At 41.1% G+C, this 20,263-nt stretch carries 9 protein-coding genes; 8 read left to right on the top strand and 1 reads right to left on the bottom strand.

Annotation, left to right across the window (positions count from 1 at the left end):
- On the bottom strand, positions 1–2,706 hold the full coding sequence (locus tag LPB86_RS00420) for a glycoside hydrolase domain-containing protein (RefSeq protein WP_230640491.1): 2,706 nt from the start codon (positions 2,704–2,706) through the stop codon (positions 1–3).
- A gap of 358 nt (positions 2,707–3,064) precedes the next feature.
- On the opposite strand from LPB86_RS00420, the gene LPB86_RS00415 reads away from it, so the two are divergent.
- From LPB86_RS00415 to LPB86_RS00380, 8 genes are all read left to right on the top strand, one after another.
- Positions 3,065–4,213 carry a phosphotransferase enzyme family protein gene (locus LPB86_RS00415; RefSeq protein WP_230640490.1) on the top strand — a complete coding sequence of 383 codons (1,149 nt, stop codon included), beginning with the start codon at positions 3,065–3,067 and terminating at the stop codon, positions 4,211–4,213.
- Positions 4,214–4,246: 33 nt separating this feature from the next.
- Positions 4,247–7,420 (top strand): TonB-dependent receptor, encoded by a 3,174-nt coding sequence (locus LPB86_RS00410; RefSeq protein ID WP_230640489.1) that lies wholly within the window; start codon positions 4,247–4,249, stop codon positions 7,418–7,420.
- 15 nt (positions 7,421–7,435) lie between these two features.
- Positions 7,436–9,079, top strand: a complete 1,644-nt coding sequence (locus LPB86_RS00405; protein ID WP_230640488.1) for a RagB/SusD family nutrient uptake outer membrane protein — start codon at positions 7,436–7,438, stop codon at positions 9,077–9,079.
- A 98-nt stretch (positions 9,080–9,177) separates the two neighbouring features.
- Positions 9,178–11,397: a glycoside hydrolase family 3 N-terminal domain-containing protein gene (locus tag LPB86_RS00400; protein ID WP_230640487.1), complete on the top strand. Its 2,220-nt coding sequence runs from the start codon at positions 9,178–9,180 to the stop codon at positions 11,395–11,397.
- A 7-nt stretch (positions 11,398–11,404) separates the two neighbouring features.
- Positions 11,405–14,143: a glycoside hydrolase family 78 protein gene (locus LPB86_RS00395; protein WP_230640486.1), complete on the top strand. Its 2,739-nt coding sequence runs from the start codon at positions 11,405–11,407 to the stop codon at positions 14,141–14,143.
- 3 nt (positions 14,144–14,146) lie between these two features.
- Positions 14,147–15,670, top strand: a complete 1,524-nt coding sequence (locus LPB86_RS00390) for a glycoside hydrolase family 28 protein (protein ID WP_230640485.1) — start codon at positions 14,147–14,149, stop codon at positions 15,668–15,670.
- A gap of 5 nt (positions 15,671–15,675) precedes the next feature.
- Entirely contained in the window at positions 15,676–16,932 is a 1,257-nt protein-coding gene (locus tag LPB86_RS00385) for a DUF2264 domain-containing protein (RefSeq protein ID WP_230640484.1), read from the top strand.
- Between the two features lie 119 nt (positions 16,933–17,051).
- Positions 17,052–20,255: a TonB-dependent receptor gene (locus LPB86_RS00380; protein ID WP_230640483.1), complete on the top strand. Its 3,204-nt coding sequence runs from the start codon at positions 17,052–17,054 to the stop codon at positions 20,253–20,255.
- The last annotated feature ends 8 nt before the right edge of the window (positions 20,256–20,263 follow it).

Genomic DNA, 20,263 nt, shown 5'->3' with positions numbered 1-20,263 from the left:
TTATTGGTTTTTTTTAATCACAATCAGGTAGCCTTTCTCAGCCTCCATTTCAATATCATCTTTTAGGTTAATGGCTTTCGCATCCTGAAATTCCTTAACTTCAGGAATGGTTGCCGTAACTTCATTTGGTTTCATGCCAATGGCCTCCCAGTCAATAAGTAATTTGCATTTAGCAGGTTTAGAGGTCCAGTTGGCTACGGCAATAATTACTTCGTCTTTACCTTTGTAAATGGTAGCCTGTGTCTCTGGATTATTGGTCTTAACGGGTACTTCGTCGTTCCAGAAACCGATCATTTGTTTTCTTTCAATGTGATAGTCGTCCCAGAATTTCCAGATGTATTCTGGAGTTTTAGCCCTGAACCACCCTAACCTGTTGGTGATGCCAAAAACCATTCCGCGCCATGGGTTGCCGCCTTTGTTTAGCATTTGCGAAGAAAGACCAAAAGGAATTCCGCTCACTTCAATTAGCCAGTAATCTGCAGAGCGGTTATAATCTCTTGCCTCACCAACCCATAAATGGTCTATATAAGGTAACATGTCCATGTATAAATTTAGCGAAGATGCCCATCTAGCATATTTGTTGTAATGGTTCCAGGTGTGCATGTCAATTTTACCGCCGGGTCTTTCTCGTTCCAGGATTTTACGCGTGCGTTGCATGGTTTCCCTGTCTAATGCAAGGTCATCCATGTAAATCCCATCTATTTTTAGTTCCTTGCACATCCAATCCATTCCGCCCAGAAAAAAGTTATTTAGCCGCGAATCAGGTCTGGTTAATATGGCAAGGTCTTGCCTGCCTTTGTACTTTCCGGCAGTAAAGGTGGCCACCCAACCAGGGATGAAGTTTTCTTTGAGGTTTTTGCCCAACCAGGGGTGTACGCCATTAGGATTTACCAATGTTCTGGTGGCCATACCTGGGCCAGGATATATAATTTCGTCTCCCAAAGCACGCATTGCCCATAATTCAGGTGCGTTTACGCTGATTTCACGGGTAGTATAATAAATCTTTGTTTTAAAGTTTTTAACGTGCGAGCTATCTATAAAAGCTTTTAAATCTGGTACATTGTCATTGGCAAATGGATAGTCCAGAAAAGGATAGATGTCTTTTTTATGGTGAACGTTAATGATATTGGCGCCATGCTGTTCCGCAAGTTTTATTGTGTTGCTGGTGGTGTCAATATCAGAATGGTAATAACGGTCATTAAACTGAATGCTTTTGTTGATTAGTTTAAAGGGAGTCACTAAAAATTCAGCATCAAACAAATAAGTTTCACCTTTTTTAAGGATTCGCTGACCTGAATAAGCCTTAATCATAACTGCTTTGTCTTGCTTGTAGATATCTACACCGCCCTTATTGCCATTGCCCCAGGATTCAGGCTCATGAAGCGGTCCAAAAGGATAATATAAATTAACAAGCTGTCTCTGGTAATTCTTGCCTTTAAGTTTAAGCTTAAGCCCTCCGTTTACCGCGCCCATCCAGACTTCATCCTGATGTTTCTCAATAACATCCCATTTCCATTTCCATTCTTCCGGACTAAAGCCACCTTCTTTGTCCAAACCCATCATGTAAATGGCTTTTTCAGGTTGCATAGGCACCTGGAGTCTGATGTCGTCTATGTTGATGTCTTTTGTTGCAGATACCGTAGCACTGTAGCCTATAAAGCCGTCGTAATCTGCACGTCCTTTTACATTTACGGTAATATCCCCGTTAGTGAGGGTGGTTTCCCAATGTGTAGAGCCCGGAAAATGGTCTGTAAATTTTAATGTGGAAGCTTTTAAATCCAGCTCTTTGCCTTTTTGTTGGATCACAAATTTGATAGGGGCGGCAAGAATAGGCTGTCCATGAGGAGAAATGAGTTCGTTGTTTTTGTCAAAATAACTTTGGATATCTAAAGGCAAACCCTGATCAGAAAGCCTAATGCTCCGGCCCAGTATGCTGATGTCTTTTTGTGCTCTGGTTACTTGCTTAAAGCCATTTGTGATGCCATTGTCTAATGCTACATCTGTATTTAACCAGGATAAACGGGCTAAAGTTGTTTCATCGTTTAATCCATGATTCACAATCAGGTTTCCCGCTACCGTTAAAGTAACATCAATGAGCGTAGCTGGGAGGCCCTCAGGTTTAATTTCAACCGTCCCTTTAAACTCTCCTTTATAATCTTCCGGAACGTTTACGCCAAACCACAGCGGAAGTACAGTTTTTGGTTTGGATGAAATGGTTTTAGAGAACTTTTCGCCTTTGAATGAAATTCCACCCGTATTAAAACAAGTCACATCTTTAATTAGTTGTCCTGCGCTGTTTTTTAGGGAGGAGAAGTTTACCTGAATGTTTTTTAGCTGTAAGGCATCGGCATATACACCTACCTGAAAAGTATAATATTCTCCAGGTTGGGCCTTGCCATTTACGGAACTGAGCTCCCTGGCCGTGTAGCTGGTCCATTTTTCTGGTAAACTATCCAGCAGGCGGATGGAATTGGCTCTGCTTTCAGGGAAAGTGAAGTATTTTTTTTCTGGAAATCTTTTAAGTAATGATTTAACGTTTTCGGTTTTTGCTGGTTTGGACATTATAGTTGGTTCCAGGCCAATATAACCGGTTAGTTTGGTTTCCCTTATGGCATCTACATCAATGGCATGGGTTAATTTGTCCTTGTTTTGCGCGTAAACAAAAGGGCCCATTAAGGTAAGCGTAAATAGTAAAAGCTTTTTCATCTGCATAAAATTTGTTTTTAATGGTGATGAAGCGATCATGATTTGTTCATTTCAATATCTGTTTTTGAAAAATCAGGATGGTTTCATATTAAAGTTTAATTAGGTGTGGTTCGGTAATTCAAACAATTATTTCAGCGAAATCAAATCGTTCAATATACAGTTATATATGGTTTTTAAATGGCAAATCTAAAATTATGCGATTTGTTTAGGCCAAACTTAAAAAAAATTAGGATATATAAAAAAATAATTTTACAATTGTGTTCGCACACAGTAGCTGTAAAGTTAATTGTGTGCGTGCCCAATTACATTTTGTGTTTGCGGGCACTAGTGTATAAATGACAATAAGTACCGTAACCAAATGACCGATAAACCAACCAAACTTTACAACCTGGAAGAAATATCAAGTGCTTTTCTCATTAGCGGAGAAGTAGCGCATGTTGTCGCCTACGGATCTGGCCATATCAACGATACTTTTCATGTTAAAACCAAACAGGAAGAAGATCCTGACTACTTGTTGCAGCGCATCAATCAATATGTATTTACAGATGTACCAGGATTGATGAAGAACATTGAACTGGTAACCGCTCATGTAAGGGATAAGATGAACAATGCCGGTAATTATGATGCGCATAAACAAATGCTCACATTGATCCCAACCCGCAAGCATAAGTTTTACCATTTAGATGCTGAGGGTAATTTTTGGCGGATGTATTATTTTCTGCCCAATACCACATCTTATGATATTGTATCTACACCTACACAGGCTTATGAGGGCGGCAAAGCATTTGGCGAGTTCCAGGCTTGTTTGTCAGACATGGATGCCAAGCTGTTGGTAGAAACGATTCCAGATTTTCATAACATCGCAAAAAGAATTACCACACTTAAACGTGTAGTGGCTGAAAACCCGGTTGGAAGGGTGGAGGAGGTTCAGGATGAACTTGATTTTATTATGGAACGTGAGCATGCCATGAATGCCATATTAGATATGGGAAAAAATGGAATGCTCCCACTAAGAATTACACATAACGATACCAAATTTAGCAATGTTTTACTGGATGAACACGATAAAGCACAGTGTGTAATTGACCTGGACACGGTGATGCCGGGTTATGTGGCTTATGATTTTGGTGATGCGATCAGGAGCTCTGCAAATACCGCTGCGGAGGACGAAGCCGATCTGGACAAGATAGATGTAAACCTGGAGATTTTTCAGGCATTTACCGCCGGATTTTTAAGCAAAACAGGAAGTTTCTTAAGTAATAAAGAGATAGATTCTTTGATACAGGGTGCTTTGTTGTTTCCGTATTTGATGGGTGTGCGTTTTTTAACGGACTATATAGACGGAGATAAATACTATAAAATAAGTGCCCCAAAACACAACCTTCAGCGTGCAAAAGCACAGTTTCAGCTGTTGAAAAAACTTGAATATAATTATGATGCTATAAACAAAATTGTACTAGCCGAAGCGAATAAGATGCGCGTGAATTCCATAAGACAAGCTATTTAAAATTTCAAAACCAAAACTTAATTTAACCAAAGTATGATGAAAAACCAACTCAAAAATTTCTGTTCTTCAAAGCTGGGAACAGGAAAAACCATGCTGGCCTCGCTGGTTTTGCTGCTGCTTTTTGCAGCCGGCAACCTGGCCATGGCAACAGTAAAACCTCCAATTACTGTAAAAGGTACGGTGAGGGATGCCAAAGGGGTGACCTTAATTGGCGTAAGTGTAAAAAGTTCGGCCGGACAGGGGGCAACAACTGATTCTAATGGTGCGTTTACCATCGCTACAGATGACAAGGCTACTTTGACCTTCAGCTACATTGGTTACACTTCGCAAACCATAAGCATTAATGGGCGCAGCACCATTAATGTTACCCTGGCAGAAGCTGCCGCTAGTCAACTGAATGATGTTGTTGTAGTAGGTTACGGTACGCAAAAACGTAAGGATGTTACGGGGGCAATTACAACTGTAAAGTTTGATGAAGGTCCTAAATCTTCTATGCCCTTCATGAACGTTCTTGAAGCACTTCAAGGAACTTCCGGTATTAACGTGGGTCCATCAACAGCAGCTGGAGCAGCACCTAATATTGTGGTTAGGGGACAAAACTCTATTAGTAGTAACAATAAACCATTAATTGTTCTGGATGGAGTGATATTTAATGGTGAACTGAATGAAATTAATATGAACGACGTGGCAACCTTCGACATTTTGAAGGATGCAAGTGCAGCCTCTATCTATGGTTCGCAATCTCAAAGTGGAGTTGTAATCATCACAACTAAACGAGGAAAAACAGATAAGCCACAGATCAACTTTAGTACCTATTATGGCATTCAAAACTGGACTCGTGTGCCTAAAATGAAAACTGGCGAAGATTTTATTCAATGGAGAAAAGACAATTTAATTGCAAGGGGAAACAGTGTTGCTACTTTGGCTAATATATTACAACCCTTAGAACTTCAGGCCTATAATGAAGGTCATACATTAGATTGGATGGATGAAATCACTCAACATGCCCCTGTGCAGAATTACGAATTGAGTGTTTCGGGCAGGACTGACAAGCTAAACTATTATTTCTCTGCAGGCTATTTGGATCAAAAAGGCGTGCTATATAATGATAGATTCACAAAGCCCAACCTCACTATGAAATTGGAGAATAACATCACAGACTGGTTATCATTTGGTGCAAATGCGTACTATTCTTCTCGTGATTTCTCTGGATTTTCTCCAAATCTTTATATGGCAACTTATATGCCTCCATATAGTTACAGGTATTTACCTGGGTCAAATGATGAAATTTATGAAAGATATCCTGTAGGAAGTACATCGCTGTTTAGCCCTTTTTGGGGAAATCCAACCAATTCGATATTACCCGGGATATATGACGATGACTTGAACAGGCAGAGCAACATCAGGGGTACTGGTTTTATAAACGCTAAAATTCCATTTATCAAAGGCTTAAATTATCGTTTTGAAGTTACGGGTAACAAAGGTACAGTTGAAACAGCCTATTTCCACCATGAGTTTGGTGAAGTTAATACAAGGCTTCCAGCCAATGTCGCTAACCCCCTACAATTTTTGTCCAGAGCGAATGGATTTAGAAAAAATGATCAGACAAGCAGCTGGTTGATTAATAGTTTACTATCTTATACAAGGACTTTTGGTAGCCATAATTTTGACGTGCTTGCTGGTTACACACGAGACCACTCCAATTTTGAAAGTGTTCGTTTTAGTGGTGCTGATTTTGCTAAAGCCGGTACAACCTCCTTGGGTTACAATGGGCTTAATCTTGCAACCACGAAAGATGGGTTAAATGCGATAGTTGAATCAGGCAATGTTGGATATTTTGCCAGGTTAAATTATAACTATAAACAACGTTACTATGCAACTTTAAATGTTAGAAGAGATGGTAACTCAGCTTTTGCTGAAGGACATAAATACGGAGTTTTTCCTGGAGGATCTGTTGCCTGGGCAATGAGTGAAGAAGACTTCATGAAGAAAATTACTTTTGTTGACTATTTAAAAGTTAGGCTGGGTCTTGGAAAAGCAGGTAATCAGGCTGCAGTTCCATATGAAACGTTATCATACGCAGAATCTGGAAATACAGTCTTCGGCAGTACGACGACGACCTATAGTAATCCTGCAAATTTAGGCAACAGGTTATTTACCTGGGAGAAAACCCTTGGTCTAAACTTTGGTGTGGATTTTCAATTGTTAGACAACAGATTGTCAGGTAATATCGATCTATATAGAACAACCACTACAGATCAGCTACTAACTCGTCTAATTCCGTCTGTAACTGGTTATAATAGCGTAAAAGACAATGTTGGAGAAGTTAGGAATCAGGGTATAGAGATTACACTAAATACGGTTAACCTAAAATCGGACGGTGGTTTTACCTGGGGTTCAGGAATTAGCTTTTGGATGAATAGAAATAAGCTGGTTCATCTGTATGGGCTGGATGCGAATAAAGATGGCATTGAAGATAATGACGTAGCTAACGGGTTATTTATTGGTAAATCATTGGGTGCTAACTGGGATTATACTGTAGATGGTATAGTTCAAACTACTGATGTTGATTACATGAACAGGTATCTAACTGCTACAGGCACAAGAATATTTGTTCCTGGTGATTTAAAGATCCGCGATTTAAATGACGATGGTCTGATCAATGAGTTGGACAAATCCATTGTTGGTTATGCAAAAGAAAACTTCAACTTTAATATCTCAAATACATTTAGTTATAAAAATTTCCAGTTGTTTTTTAGTGTGAACGCAATTGTTGGTGGTGGTAAAAATAACTTTTTTAGTTCTACGAACGTGAGGGGTTTAAATCCAGGTGCCGTATTGTCTAACATTGCCAACTGGCTAGATCAACCATATTGGACACCTGAAAATGGCAACAATGAATTTCCAAGACCAAATTATCCAAACACGACGTATAATTATGGTTTTTATCAATCCAGAACATTTGTGCGTTTGCAAACTGCATCTCTAAGCTATACGTTTCCAAGATCGATCACAGAAAAATTGAAAGTGGATAACCTAAAGGCTTATGTAAGTGGTACCAATTTAATCACATTAACTGGATGGACCGGGCTTGACCCTGCAAATGGTGCTCAAATTGGTGGTAATGGTGGATCTTCGAATGGAAACGTAAATCTTTCTAATCCATTAATGCGGGCAATAACTTTTGGAATAAACTTAGCATTCTAATTAAAATCTACAAACATGAAATTATATAAAAATATGCTAATTGCTGCAACAACTGGGTTAATGTTGTTGGGCTCCTGTAAGGATGATAAATTTCTTCAGGAAACTTTAAAAGATAAGCTGAGTACTGAAACGGCTTATACGAACAAGGCACAATTTGATGCATTAAGCGCAACGATGTACCGTAGCGTTCAGTTATTTTATAACACAGCGGATCTTACCCATGAGGGATGGATTCTTGGATTGGGTACAGATGTATGTTTTGATCCACGTGATGATGCTGCTAAATTCAACAACTGGGGCCTGGTTAATTCAAGAGAAACTTTTTCTGCGGATTGGTTTAATCTGCAATACCAGATTATTAAAGTTGCAAATACTTTAATTGAAGCGGCCTCAAAACCAGGTGTGTTGTGGTTAAACGAGGCAGAAAAAACGTCTACCCTGGCAGAGGGTTATTTTTTCAGAGGCTTTGCATATCGGAATCTTGCCAATTTATATGGAGGTGTGCCGATTGTAGATAAACCAATAATGGAAAGTAAAGTTGATTTTGTAAAAAGTACCCGTGAACAGGTTTACGCTTTTGCCAAAAGTGATCTGGAATATGCCCGGACTTATTTACCACTTACTACAACTACTCCCGGAAGAGTAGTTCGTGCTGCTGCAGACCATGTTTTAGCAGAAGTAAATATTTCATTGAAAGATTACGATGGGGCTATTGCCGCTGCAACCAGAGTTATAGACGGCACCGATGGAGCGTATGCGTTGGTAAATGCGCGCTTTGGCGCACGTGCTAATGAGGCAGACAAGAATTACTATTATGATCTTTTTGTTATGGGCAACCAAAACCGTCAAGCTGGTAATACAGAAGGTATTTTCGTAGCACAGTTTGAGCAAGGCCCAACAGGTGCTGTGGTGCTTGGAGGAACTCAGAATTTTGGAAGACCTTTAATTGAACGGATGATGTGGTGTTACATTTGGGGCTTTCAGAAAGGTGGTTATACTTCAGGTTCTCCTCATGATACTACAGGACGTGGAGTGGCTTATGTTAGACCTACTAATTATACCAATTATACCATTTGGAAAAATGCAGGTAATGACCTGCGTAACACTGAGGTGAATATTAAACGAAAGTATTATTTCAATGCTGCTGTGGGTGGATTTGCAAAAGGAGACCTGATTCCTAAATCTTATTTAACTCTTAGAGAGGATACTATGCAATGGGTTTATCCAAATTGGCAAAAATTTGGTACAGACAAACATATTGCGGGATTGCCTGATAATGGTTATGTAAGGGACTTTTACGTAATCCGTTTGCCTGAAACTTATTTATTAAGGGCGGAAGCCAGATTAGCGAAGGGAGGGCAGGCACAACTTGTTGCAGATGATATAAACGCCGTTAGAGCACGTGCGCAGGCACCTCTTGTTTCAGCAGCAAATGCTACACTAGATTATATCCTCGACGAAAGAGCAAGGGAGCTATTTGGTGAGGAATTTAGAATGATGACCTTAACACGACTAGGAAAGTTATATGAAAGGACTAAGGCGTATGGATATGAAAAATCAGCAGCCTCAGTACAAACTTACAACAATCTGATGCCTATCCCTCAGGACATGATAGACAGGAATGTCGGCGCATTTATACCGAACAACCCGGGTTACTAACCCAACCAATAATAGTAATAGTTAATTCCTTGGATGTGCAGGCAAATGCCTGCACTCCCTGGTTTTTTAAACCAAATATACTTGCTAATACTAAACCTATGAGGTTAATAAAAGTACTGCTGCTTTCCACGATTTCGTTGCCGGTTATTCATGCTTATGCACAGGATAAAACCGGCTATGTGCCCCTAAGCCAAAAAGAGAAACAAAAAGTAGAGCAGCTGCTTAACCAGATGACAGTTGAGGAGAAAGCCCATCAGCTGGCTTCATTTTACCCCAACGCAGATAAAAGACTAAATGTACCTCACATGCAGGCAGGCGAAAGCTTACATGGTATTGTTGCTCCGGGAGCAACTACCTTTCCACAAGCCATAGCCATTGCCAGCTCCTGGGATCCAGCTCTTGTTGAGCGGGTATCGGGTGCAATTGCCAGCGAAGCACGTGCATTAGGTATACATCATGTGTATACGCCAATGCTAGGTGTAGTAAGAGATGCAAGATGGGGCCGGTTCGAAGAAGGTTACTCAGAAGATCCTTATCTGGTAAGCAAAATTGGCGTTGCTTTTATCAATGGTTTACAAGGAACAGGTAGATTCCGCTTTGATAAAAACCACGTTGTAGCTACCGCTAAACATTTCGTAGCCGACAGTGAGCCTTTGCTTGGAGCCAATGGTGCTGCCGTGGAAATTTCATTGAGAAGCTTACATGAAGTGCATCTGCCGCCATTTCGGGCCGCGGTTCAGGAAGCACATGTAGGGGCAATAATGCCTGCACATCACAGTTTAAACGGTGTACCATGTCACATCAATACCTACACCTTAAATGATGTGCTAAGAAAAGAATATGGTTTCGACGGGCTTGTGGTATCTGATAATAACGATATCAGATGGGTGCAGGATCGTTTGTTTGCCACTGAAAATAGAGAAGAAACAATCAGAAAATCTTTAGAAGCGGGTGTCCATACCGAACTTGCCTTTAAACAAACCTGGGCCGATAAAAGAATGTACGGCCCACCATTGGTTGCGCTGGTAAAATCAGGTAAAGTGCCAATGAAATTGTTAGACGATGCCGCTAGAAAAGTGCTGGAATTTAAAGTAGCACTGCATCTTGAAAATGAAGAAAACCCCATGGGCAAAGAAATGACCCAGTTGCAAAAGGAAACTAAAAATGCAGATGTAAATGCAGATGTTTTTTTCTCGCAGATTGATGGTTCATTGTCTAGCCCAAGGTCAAATTATAAAACTGTCCTCAATAATCCTGCACATGATGCATTAGCGCTGGAGGCAGCACGCAAGAGTATCATATTGTTGAAAAATAGCAATGGACTGCTACCTTTCAAAAAAGACCAGTTTAAAAAAATAGCTGTAATAGGCCCCAATGCAGATACCATCCGCTTAGGTACCTATTCTACTCAGCAGCCTAAGCATTTTATCACGGTAAGGCAAGGTATAGAAAAAGCCATCGGTGAAAACGGACAGGTGTTATATGCCAAAGGCACCGATATTCAGCATCCAAATGCTGCGCAAATTCAGGCTGCAGTAACCGTAGCAAATCAAGCTGAGGTGATTGTACTTGTGCTTGGCGATGACGACAAAACGGTAATGGAAAATGTAGATCGTGATGACATTAACCTGCCGGGGGCACAAGACGATTTAATGAAGGCTATGGTAGCTACAGGAAAACCTGTGGTATTGGTTCTACTACACGGGCGTCCTGCTGCTATACAATATGCAAAAGACAATGTTCCGGCCATTTTAGACGGATGGTTTTTAGGACAGGAAACAGGTGTGGCCGTTGCTGAAGCCATTTTTGGTGATTTGAACCCATCCGGGAAACTCACGGTTACTTATCCAAGAAATGTAGGTCAGGTGCCTGCATTTTATAATAGCCTGATCCCCGGCAGACCCAGGGAGATCTGGAATGCAGCTTACGATCCAACTTATCCATTTGGGTATGGCATCAGTTACACCACATTTAAATATTCAGACCTAAAGCTTTCCAAATCTGAAATGGTTGCGGTAGACACTGTTTATGCTGAAGTTAAAATCCAGAATACCGGAAAGGTAAAAGGGGATGAGATTGTACAGCTATACATCCGCGACAATGTGTCGTCTTTAGCACGGCCCATTAAAGAACTAAAAGGATTTAAAAGAATTACGCTGGAGCCAGGTGCTGTACAAACGGTAACCTTTCCAATATCATTACGCGCGCTGGAATTTTGGAAGGATGGCAAATGGATTACTGAGCCTGGTGCTTTTACCATTATGGTTGGCCCAAATTCAGTAGACCTTACCAATGTATCTTTAAAATTAACGCAATAAAGAGCTTATGAAATTAACGAAATACATCAGCAAGTGCATCCCGGTTTTTAGTATAGGATTGCTTTTTTCTTTTCCCTCGGTGGCGCAAAAATTATCGGTAGCTGCGCTGGTTTGCGAATATCAAACCAATCCAATCGGAATAGATGTAGTTAAACCAAGACTAAGCTGGAAGCTGAAATCATCAGGACAAGACATTCTGCAAACCTCATATGAACTGCGGATGAGCAAAGATTCTGCACAACTTAAAAATGGTAAAAATTTAAGCTGGACAAGTGGGAAAGTCAAATCTGCAAGCTCTGTACACATTATGTACAACGGCCCGGCCCTTGCTTCGGCACAACGCAATTATTGGCAGGTACGGGTTTGGGACAATAAAGGCAATGTTTCTAAATGGAGCGACTGCAACTATTGGGAAATGGGTTTATTGAAAACCTCAGACTGGACTGCCGAATGGATCAAAAGCAACATTCCGGCTGATACTGTTGACGGCCCTGCACCAATGTTTCGCCGATCATTTGAACTCGCCAAAGCAGTGAAATCTGCCCGTTTGTACATTACGGCACATGGCATTTTTGAAGCCTACTTAAATGGAAAACGCATAGGCGACGAGTATTTTGCACCCGGATGGACCAGCTACCGCAAAAGATTACAATACCAGGTTTACGATGTTACTTCTTTACTGAACAAAGGTAAAAATGCAGCAGGAGTGATGGTGGGTGACGGCTGGTACCGCGGGCATTTAGATAAATGGAAAAACATCTACGGCAAAGACCTGGCCCTGTTGTATCAACTCGAAGTTCAATATACAGACGGTACTAAAGAAACAATTGCCTCCAATAAGCAATGGAAAGCAGCCATAGGTCCCATTCGTTCTTCTTCTTTCTATAATGGTGAAGTATACGATACACGCCTGGAGAAAAAGGGTTGGAACATGAGCGCCTATAACGACAAAGGTTGGTTGCCGGTAACCACTGCCGTATATGACAACAGCATTCTTGTTGCGCCAGAAATGCCGCCAGTAAGGAAAAAGGAAGTCTTTCATCCGCTTAAGCTGATCAAAACTCCAAAGGGAGAAACTGTGATAGACTTTGGACAAAACCTGGTAGGCTGGGTGGTCATAGACATTAAAGGAAAGCTTGGTGATGTGATTACCATAAAGCATGCAGAGGTACTGGATAAGGAAGGGAACTTTTATACCGCTAACCTTCGTTTTGCGAAATCAGAACTCAAATACATTTTGGCCAGTAACCAGGTAGAGCATCACGAGCCGCATTTTACCTACCAGGGCTTTCGATACATTAAAATTGAAGGCTTCACAGGCAAATTAGATACGGCTGGCATCAGGGCTGTAGCCATGTACTCTGATATGGAAGCAACCGGAAATCTGGTTACTTCTAACCCTATGCTCAATCAATTGCAGCATAACATTCAGTGGGGTCAAAAGGGCAATTTTGTAGATGTGCCTACAGATTGCCCACAAAGAAATGAGCGTCTGGGCTGGACGGGCGATGCGCAGGCATTTAGCCGTACGGCAGAATATAACATGAACGTAGCGGGCTTTTTTACCAGGTGGTTAAAAGACCTGAGTGCAGATCAGCATGCAGATGGAGCTGTAACCTGGGTAGTACCAGATATCATGTCGCCAACCGCAGCAGGTGTTGCCGGTTGGGCTGATGCGGCCACAATTATTCCCTGGAGTTTGTACCAAACTTATGGTGATAAACATATCCTGGAGCAACAGTATCCTGGAATGAAAGCGTGGATAGGATACATGGAGCAAAAAAGTATCAATGATTTATGGAATACAGGTTTCCATTTTGGCGATTGGTGTTTTTATAGTCCTAGTCCAACGGATGATTCAGGAAAGGCTGCCGTAACCGATAAATACTTAATTGCTCAGGCATTTTATGCTAATTCTGTGCAGCTGATGATCAATACAGCCGAAGTTTTGGGCAAAGATGAAGATGTGAAGAAGTACCAGGCTTTGCTTGAAAAAATCAAAAAGGCCTTTGTAAAAGAATACGTAACGGGTAATGGCAGGGTTGTGTCTGGTACACAGACCGCAATGGCTTTAACGCTTTCCTTTGATCTATTGCCAGAAAACTTAAGAGATCAGCTGGCAGGCAGATTGGTAGAAAACATCAAAGCCTACGGTAACCACCTCACTACAGGCTTTCTGGGTACACCATATTTGTGCCATGTGTTAAGCCGCTTCGGTTACGATGATATGGCCTACACACTTTTGTTGCAAGATACCTATCCATCCTGGTTGTATCCGGTTACCAAAGGCGCAACCACCATCTGGGAGCGTTGGGATGGAATTAAAGCCAATGGCGATCTTCAGGATCCAAGTATGAACTCCTTTAACCACTATTCATATGGTGCAATAGGAGATTGGATGTACCGCAGAATGGCGGGATTAGATACAGACACAAAAAATCCAGGTTATAAAGGCATCACCATTGCTCCGCATCCGGGGGGGGATCTGAGCATGGTGAATGCTACTCTGGAAACCATGTATGGAAAGCTTCAATCCAAATGGCAGCTTAAAAATGGCCTGTTCATTTTAGATGTGGTTGTTCCACCAAATACTACTGCAGAGGTGATTTTGCCCAATGCAGCGAATACTGAGGTAACGCATAACCTGGTCGTTTCAACTTTAAAAAAGGCTGTAAAAAGCGGCAAAGACCTTAAGTATCCTGTTGGCTCTGGCAGCTATCATTTTGAGTATCATTTTAAACCATAAGCAATGATGAAATTAAGAACCGTTTTATGTTTTCTATTACTGGTAGCAGGTTTAAATACCTCAGCTCAGTTATACAATATCAAAGATTATGGTGCCATAGGTGATGGCAAAACCATGAACACGCAAGCCATTCAGAAGGCCGTTGATGCGGCAAGCGCCAAAGGAGGAGGAAAGGTCGTTGTCCCGGCCGGATCATTTTTAACCGGCACTGTTCATTTAAAGTCGGGCGTTGAACTGAACCTTGAGCCCAATGCTGTGTTGTTGGGTAGCGCCAGTTTAGCTGATTATGAACGCAATGACAGGTGGTATGCGCTGTTAATTGCCGACAAGCAAAATAACATTTCCATTACAGGGAAAGGATCAATTGACGGGCAGGGGCATGATTTGGCTATGAGTATTCTTAAACTGGTAAAAAATGGAGCTATCAAAGATCCGCTGGTATTGAGAAGACCGAATGAAACCTTCAGACCTCAGCTGATTGAGTTACAGCGCTGCAACAAGATTCTGGTTAAGGATGTAACCCTAAAGAATGCGGCCTGTTGGGTGCAAACATACAATTTATGTACCGATATGGTGTTTGATAGTGTAAAAGTACGTAGCACCGCGTATTGGAATAACGATGGTTTTGACATTGTAGATTGCCAGAATGTAGTGGTTAAAAATTGCGATGTTGATGCTGCGGATGATGGCATTTGCCTTAAATCCAGTGATGCTTCAAGTGCTTGTGAAAACATCGTTATCCAGGATTGTAAAATACGCTCCAGTGCAAGTGCAGTAAAATTCGGCACCGCCTCTCTCGGTGGTTTTAAGAAAATTAAAGTGAATAATATTTTTGTTTACAATACCTACCGTACAGCTGTGGCACTGGAAATTGTAGATGGAGGTATCATGGAAGATGTTGAAGTGTCTAACATTACGGCTAAAAATTCAGGTGGCGGAGTTTTCATTCGTTTAGGGCACCGCAAAACAACAGTTCCTCCTGGAATCATCAGGAGAATTTCCATTAAAAACGTGAATGTAGAAATTCCTGCCGGTAAACCAGATGAGGGCTACGGCATTGCAGGTCCGCCAGAAGAAGATATCTTTCCCCACAATTTGATGCCTGTTATTATTGTGGGCTTACCTGGTCATCCGGTGCAAAATGTATCTCTTGAAAACATCAACATTGTTACTGCGGGTGCAGCCGACAAAAAGAAAGCATATGTTTCTTTGGATTCTATTCCTAAAATTGATGAAAGGGCAAGTGACTATCCTGAATACGTAATGTTTGGTGAACTGCCTGCCTGGGGCTTATATGCCCGTCATGCAGAAAACATTTCCATTAAAAACTCCAACTTCAAATATGTACAGCCAGATTTCAGGGCACCATTTGTTTTTAGTGATGTGAAAGGCCTGGTGATGGATAAAGTTAATGTGCCCGCTGTAATTTCTTCTGAGGCAGTGATTTTACACCAGGTGAGCGGCTCTTCCATTAAGAACTTAAAAACACCTTTACCAGGCAAAGCTACTGTTTACACCCTTAAATAAAGCTCATGTTTAGACGCCACTTTTTATCTCTTCTACCCCTTGCGGCAGCATCAGGCATCAACCTAAAATCAGTAGCTGCTTCGCCTGCAGTTTCAATAGAAAAGAAAACTGACAGCAGGAAGTACTGGATTCGGGTACTTACTAAAATAGCAGATCCGGTACTATTGAATTTAAGTGAAGGAAAGCTTAAAGCGAATATGCCGGTGGAAGTTAACCCAACGAGTACGTTGGATAGAAGTAAGGTGACGTATCTGGAGGCATTTGGAAGGTTGATGGCCGGCATTGCACCCTGGCTTGAACTGGGCGCTGATGACACGGAAGAAGGGAAATTAAGGGCAAAATATATTAGTCTCAGCCATAAATGTCTGGCGCATGCCGTTAATCCGGCATCGCCAGACTATATGCAGTTTACAGCTCAAAAGTATGAGCAGGCATTGGTAGATGCTTCCTTTTTAGCTCAGGCTTTAATCCGTGCGCCAAAACAGCTTTGGGAGCCTTTAAGCGCCGAAGTTAAGGCAAACCTTATTAAAGCTTTGAAATCTACACGTGTAATTAAACCCACTTACAACAACTGGTTGCTTTTTATGGGCATGATTGAAGCTTTTTTTCTAAAAATTGGCGAGGAATATGATGTGGTAAGATTGGATTATGGCATTAAAAAACATTTTGAGTGGTACAAAGGGGATGGTATTTATGGTGATGGCCCTGCCTTTCATTTTGATTACTACAATAGTTTTGTAATACAGCCCATGATGATGGACATAGCAGGAGTGATGTTAGAGAGCGGGAAAGAAAACAAAGCTTTTTATGCATTGGTGCAAGAACGGGCTGTGCGTTATGCGGCCATTCAGGAAAGGTTAATCTCTCCGGAGGGAACATTTCCACCAACAGGTCGGTCGCTTGCATACCGTTTCGGTGCCATGCAGGGCTTATGTCAGATTGCTTTGTTAAAAATGCTACCCCCAGAAATTAAGCCTGCTCAGGTAAGGGAAGCTTTAACATTGGTGATTAAAAGAATGATTGAGGCACCAGGCACTTTTGATGCCAATGGCTGGCTTACCATCGGGTTTTGTGGGCATCAGATAGATATGGGCGAATCTTATATCTCAACAGGTAGCTTATACCTCTGTAGTACAGGATTACTCGCTTTAGGCTTGCCAAAAGAAGACCCTTTTTGGAGTAACGCCCCGGCCGACTGGACGGCCAGGAAGTTGTGGAACGGCATTAATATGCCTGCAGATCATGCTGCAGCAAGTTTATAAATTTTTAAAACTACCTATGTGGAGGATAGGCCTATGAGATAAACAGCTATTAAACTACACATCCGGACTAACCATCAGGATTTCAAACCAAACCATTCACACCTAAACAAACTTAAAGTATGAAAAAAGTACTTGCGCTACTTGCGTACGCTATTCTCTGTAATACATATTTTGTATTTGCAGGTAAAGCAAAGATGCCTGTAGCCCCCAACGAGAAAAAACTATTGACCATTACAAAATCAAATCAGCAGAGGGTATTAACAGGTACTATCTATGATGAAACAGGAGTTTCACTTCCTGGAGCTACTATTAAAGTAGAAGGAAAAGAGCGAGGTGCTGTTACCAATGGCGAGGGTAAATACACCATCCAAATCAATACCAATGCTGAAGTCCTTATCGTCTCCTATATAGGATACATTAATCAGCGGATTACAGTTGGAGAACGAAAAGTACTTGATGTAAAATTACTCCCTAATCCTAAAAATGCACTCGATGAAGTTGCTGTTGTTGCTTTTGGTACGCAAAAAAAAGAGAGTGTAATTGGGTCAATTACTACAGTGAGACCAGGTGATTTAAGAGTTCCATCAAGTAATCTTACCACCGCACTAGCAGGGAGGGTAGCTGGAATTATTTCTTACCAAAGAAGCGGTGAGCCCGGAGCAGACAATGCTGATTTCTTTGTAAGGGGGGTTACAACTTTCGGAACAAATAACAAGCCTCTGATCTTGATTGATGGAATTGAGCTGACTTCAACAGATTTAGCTCGTTTGCAAACAGATGACATTGCAACATTTTCAATCATGAAAGATGCCACAGCAACGGCTTTATATGGTGCACGTGGAGCAAATGGAGTAATTTTAGTTACCACCAAACAAGGTGTTGCGGGTCAGGCAAAAATATCTATCAGGGCGGAGAATTCTGCTTCCATGGCCACGCAAAATGTGGAACTTGCCGATCCTGTAACGTATATGAAACTTGCAAACGAAGCAGTATTGACCAGAAATCCTGGTGCTGCAGCACTTTACCTTCCTGATCAAATAGAAAATACAGAAAAAGGAACGAACCCTTTGGTTTATCCGGCAAATGACTGGCGGAAAATGCTCTTTAAGGACTACGCCATGAACCAGCGTTACTATTTAAATGTAAACGGCGGGGGAACGGTAGCCAGATATTATGTTTCTGGAGGATTCAATAAGGACAATGGTGTTTTGAAAGTTGACGGAAAGAATAATTTCAACAACAACATCAATTTGAAAAGCTATACTTTACGTACCAATGTAAATGTTGACCTCACCAAATCTACCGAGCTAATTGTGCGTTTGAGCGGAAACTTTGATGATTATAATGGACCGCTTGACAGCGGTACGGATATGTACAGAAAAGTAATGCGCAGTAACCCTGTTCGGTTTCCTGCATTTTATCCTGTAGATGAAGCACACAAGTTTGTCAAGCACATTATGTTTGGTAACTATGGCAACAATACTTTCCTAAATCCATATGCCGATATGGTAAAAGGATACAGAGATGAAAGCAGGTCCCAAATGATGGCCCAGTTTGAAATAAAACAAGGCTTAAATGGAATTACCCAAGGTCTTTCTGCAAGGGCAATGCTTAACCTTGGCAGAACTTCATTGTTCAATTATAAAAGGGCTTATGCACCTTTTTGGTATCAGTTAGCGGGTTATGATCCGCTAACAAATCAATATGTCGTATCTAAGACAAATGATAATGGAAGGGAATACCTTGACTTTTTACCGGGAGATAAAAAATTGTATTCCACTTTCTATCTTGAGTCGGCGATTAATTACAACCGAACTTTTGCTTCAAAGCATGATGTTGGCGGTGTATTGGTTATGATTAATAGAGAAGCCTTAAATTCAGAATCCAGTAATGATATTATGCTTTCACTTCCCTTCAGAAACATTGGTGTTTCGGGGCGTGCCACTTATGCTTACGACAAAAGATATTTTGCTGAATTTAACTTCGGGTATAATGGTACAGAGAAATTTGCAGAGAATAACCGCTTTGGCTTTTTTCCTTCTGCCGGGCTAGCGTGGAGTGTATCTAATGAGAAATTCTTTGAACCACTTAAATCAGTAATTAGCAATTTAAGATTTCGATATACCTATGGTTTGGTAGGGAACGACCAAATTGGGGATGCTAACGATAGATTTTTCTATCTTTCAAGAGTTACTTTGTCAGATCCAAGCCGGGCGGCAGTTTTTGGTCGGGACTTGAATGAAATAAAGAATGGTGTATCTATACAACGATATGAAAACTCATTGATAACCTGGGAACGGGCAGCGAAGCAAAACGTAGCTATGGAATTGAGTTTGTATGGTAAAGCCAATTTAGTTGCTGAGTATTATACAGAGAAACGCGATAACATATTAATGGCACGGACAGATATACCAAATACTGTTGGCTTTGCGTCCATTCAAAGATCTAATGTTGGTAAGGCATCGGGAAAAGGGATAGACCTATCATTGGATTTTCAGCATGCCTGGTCTAAAAACCTCTGGTTTTCAGTACGTGGTAACCTTACTTATGCTAAAAGCAGATATAGTGTATTTGAGGAGCCCAACTATTCGGAACCGGGAAGGTATAGAGTAGGAAGTTCCATTAACCAATATTATGGGTATATCGCTGAGCGCCTTTTTGTTGATGATCAGGAAGCTGCTAATTCACCTAAACAGGATTTCGGTTCTGCTGTATTGGGAGGCGATATTAAATATACTGATGTAAACGGAGATGGTATCATTAATCAGGCAGATATTGTTCCGATTGGAAATCCTACGTTACCAGAAGTGATTTATGGTTTTGGCTTTTCCTTAAGTTACAAGAAATTTGACATCTCTGCTTTTGCACAGGGATCTGCAAATCAGTCTTTTTGGATCAACCCAGCAGCTACTTCACCCTTCGTGCCATACGTTTATCCAAATACCACAGAGTCTACTGCTACCACTCAATACACAAACCAGTTATTGCAAGCGTATGCAGATAGTTATTGGTCAGAAGAAAACCGCAATCTCTATGCAACTTTGCCCAGGCTCAGTACTTCTGTAAATGCCAATAATATCCAGCCAAGTACCTGGTTTATGAGGAATGCTGCTTTCTTACGCCTTAAGCAAGTTGAATTTGGATATACCTTTTCTAAAAGTTTACTTGATCGTATAAAGGCTTCAAATTTAAGGTTATACATGAGTGGGACAAACTTGCTAATGTTAAGTAAGTTTAAAATTTGGGATTCGGAAATGGCTGGTAATGGACTGGGTTATCCACTGCAAAAGGTTTTTAATTTCGGTTTAAACCTCACCTTTTAATTGATTTA

The organism is Pedobacter sp. MC2016-14, from assembly GCF_020991475.1.
GTDB lineage: Bacteria > Bacteroidota > Bacteroidia > Sphingobacteriales > Sphingobacteriaceae > Pedobacter.
Note: the sequence above shows the minus strand (reverse complement) of the source record. Positions and strands in the feature narration are given on the sequence as shown.

Bases quoted from the DNA above. Each gene is read 5' to 3' on its own strand.
- LPB86_RS00405 (WP_230640488.1), top strand. From the start codon at position 7,436: ATGAAATTATATAAAAATATGCTAATTGCTGCAACAACTGGGTTAATG.
- LPB86_RS00390 (WP_230640485.1), top strand. From the start codon at position 14,147: ATGATGAAATTAAGAACCGTTTTATGTTTTCTATTACTGGTAGCAGGT.
- LPB86_RS00395 (WP_230640486.1), top strand. From the start codon at position 11,405: ATGAAATTAACGAAATACATCAGCAAGTGCATCCCGGTTTTTAGTATA.
- LPB86_RS00410 (WP_230640489.1), top strand. From the start codon at position 4,247: ATGATGAAAAACCAACTCAAAAATTTCTGTTCTTCAAAGCTGGGAACA.
- LPB86_RS00380 (WP_230640483.1), top strand. From the start codon at position 17,052: ATGAAAAAAGTACTTGCGCTACTTGCGTACGCTATTCTCTGTAATACA.
- LPB86_RS00400 (WP_230640487.1), top strand. From the start codon at position 9,178: ATGAGGTTAATAAAAGTACTGCTGCTTTCCACGATTTCGTTGCCGGTT.
- LPB86_RS00420 (WP_230640491.1), bottom strand. From the start codon at position 2,706: ATGAAAAAGCTTTTACTATTTACGCTTACCTTAATGGGCCCTTTTGTT.
- LPB86_RS00385 (WP_230640484.1), top strand. From the start codon at position 15,676: ATGTTTAGACGCCACTTTTTATCTCTTCTACCCCTTGCGGCAGCATCA.
- LPB86_RS00415 (WP_230640490.1), top strand. From the start codon at position 3,065: ATGACCGATAAACCAACCAAACTTTACAACCTGGAAGAAATATCAAGT.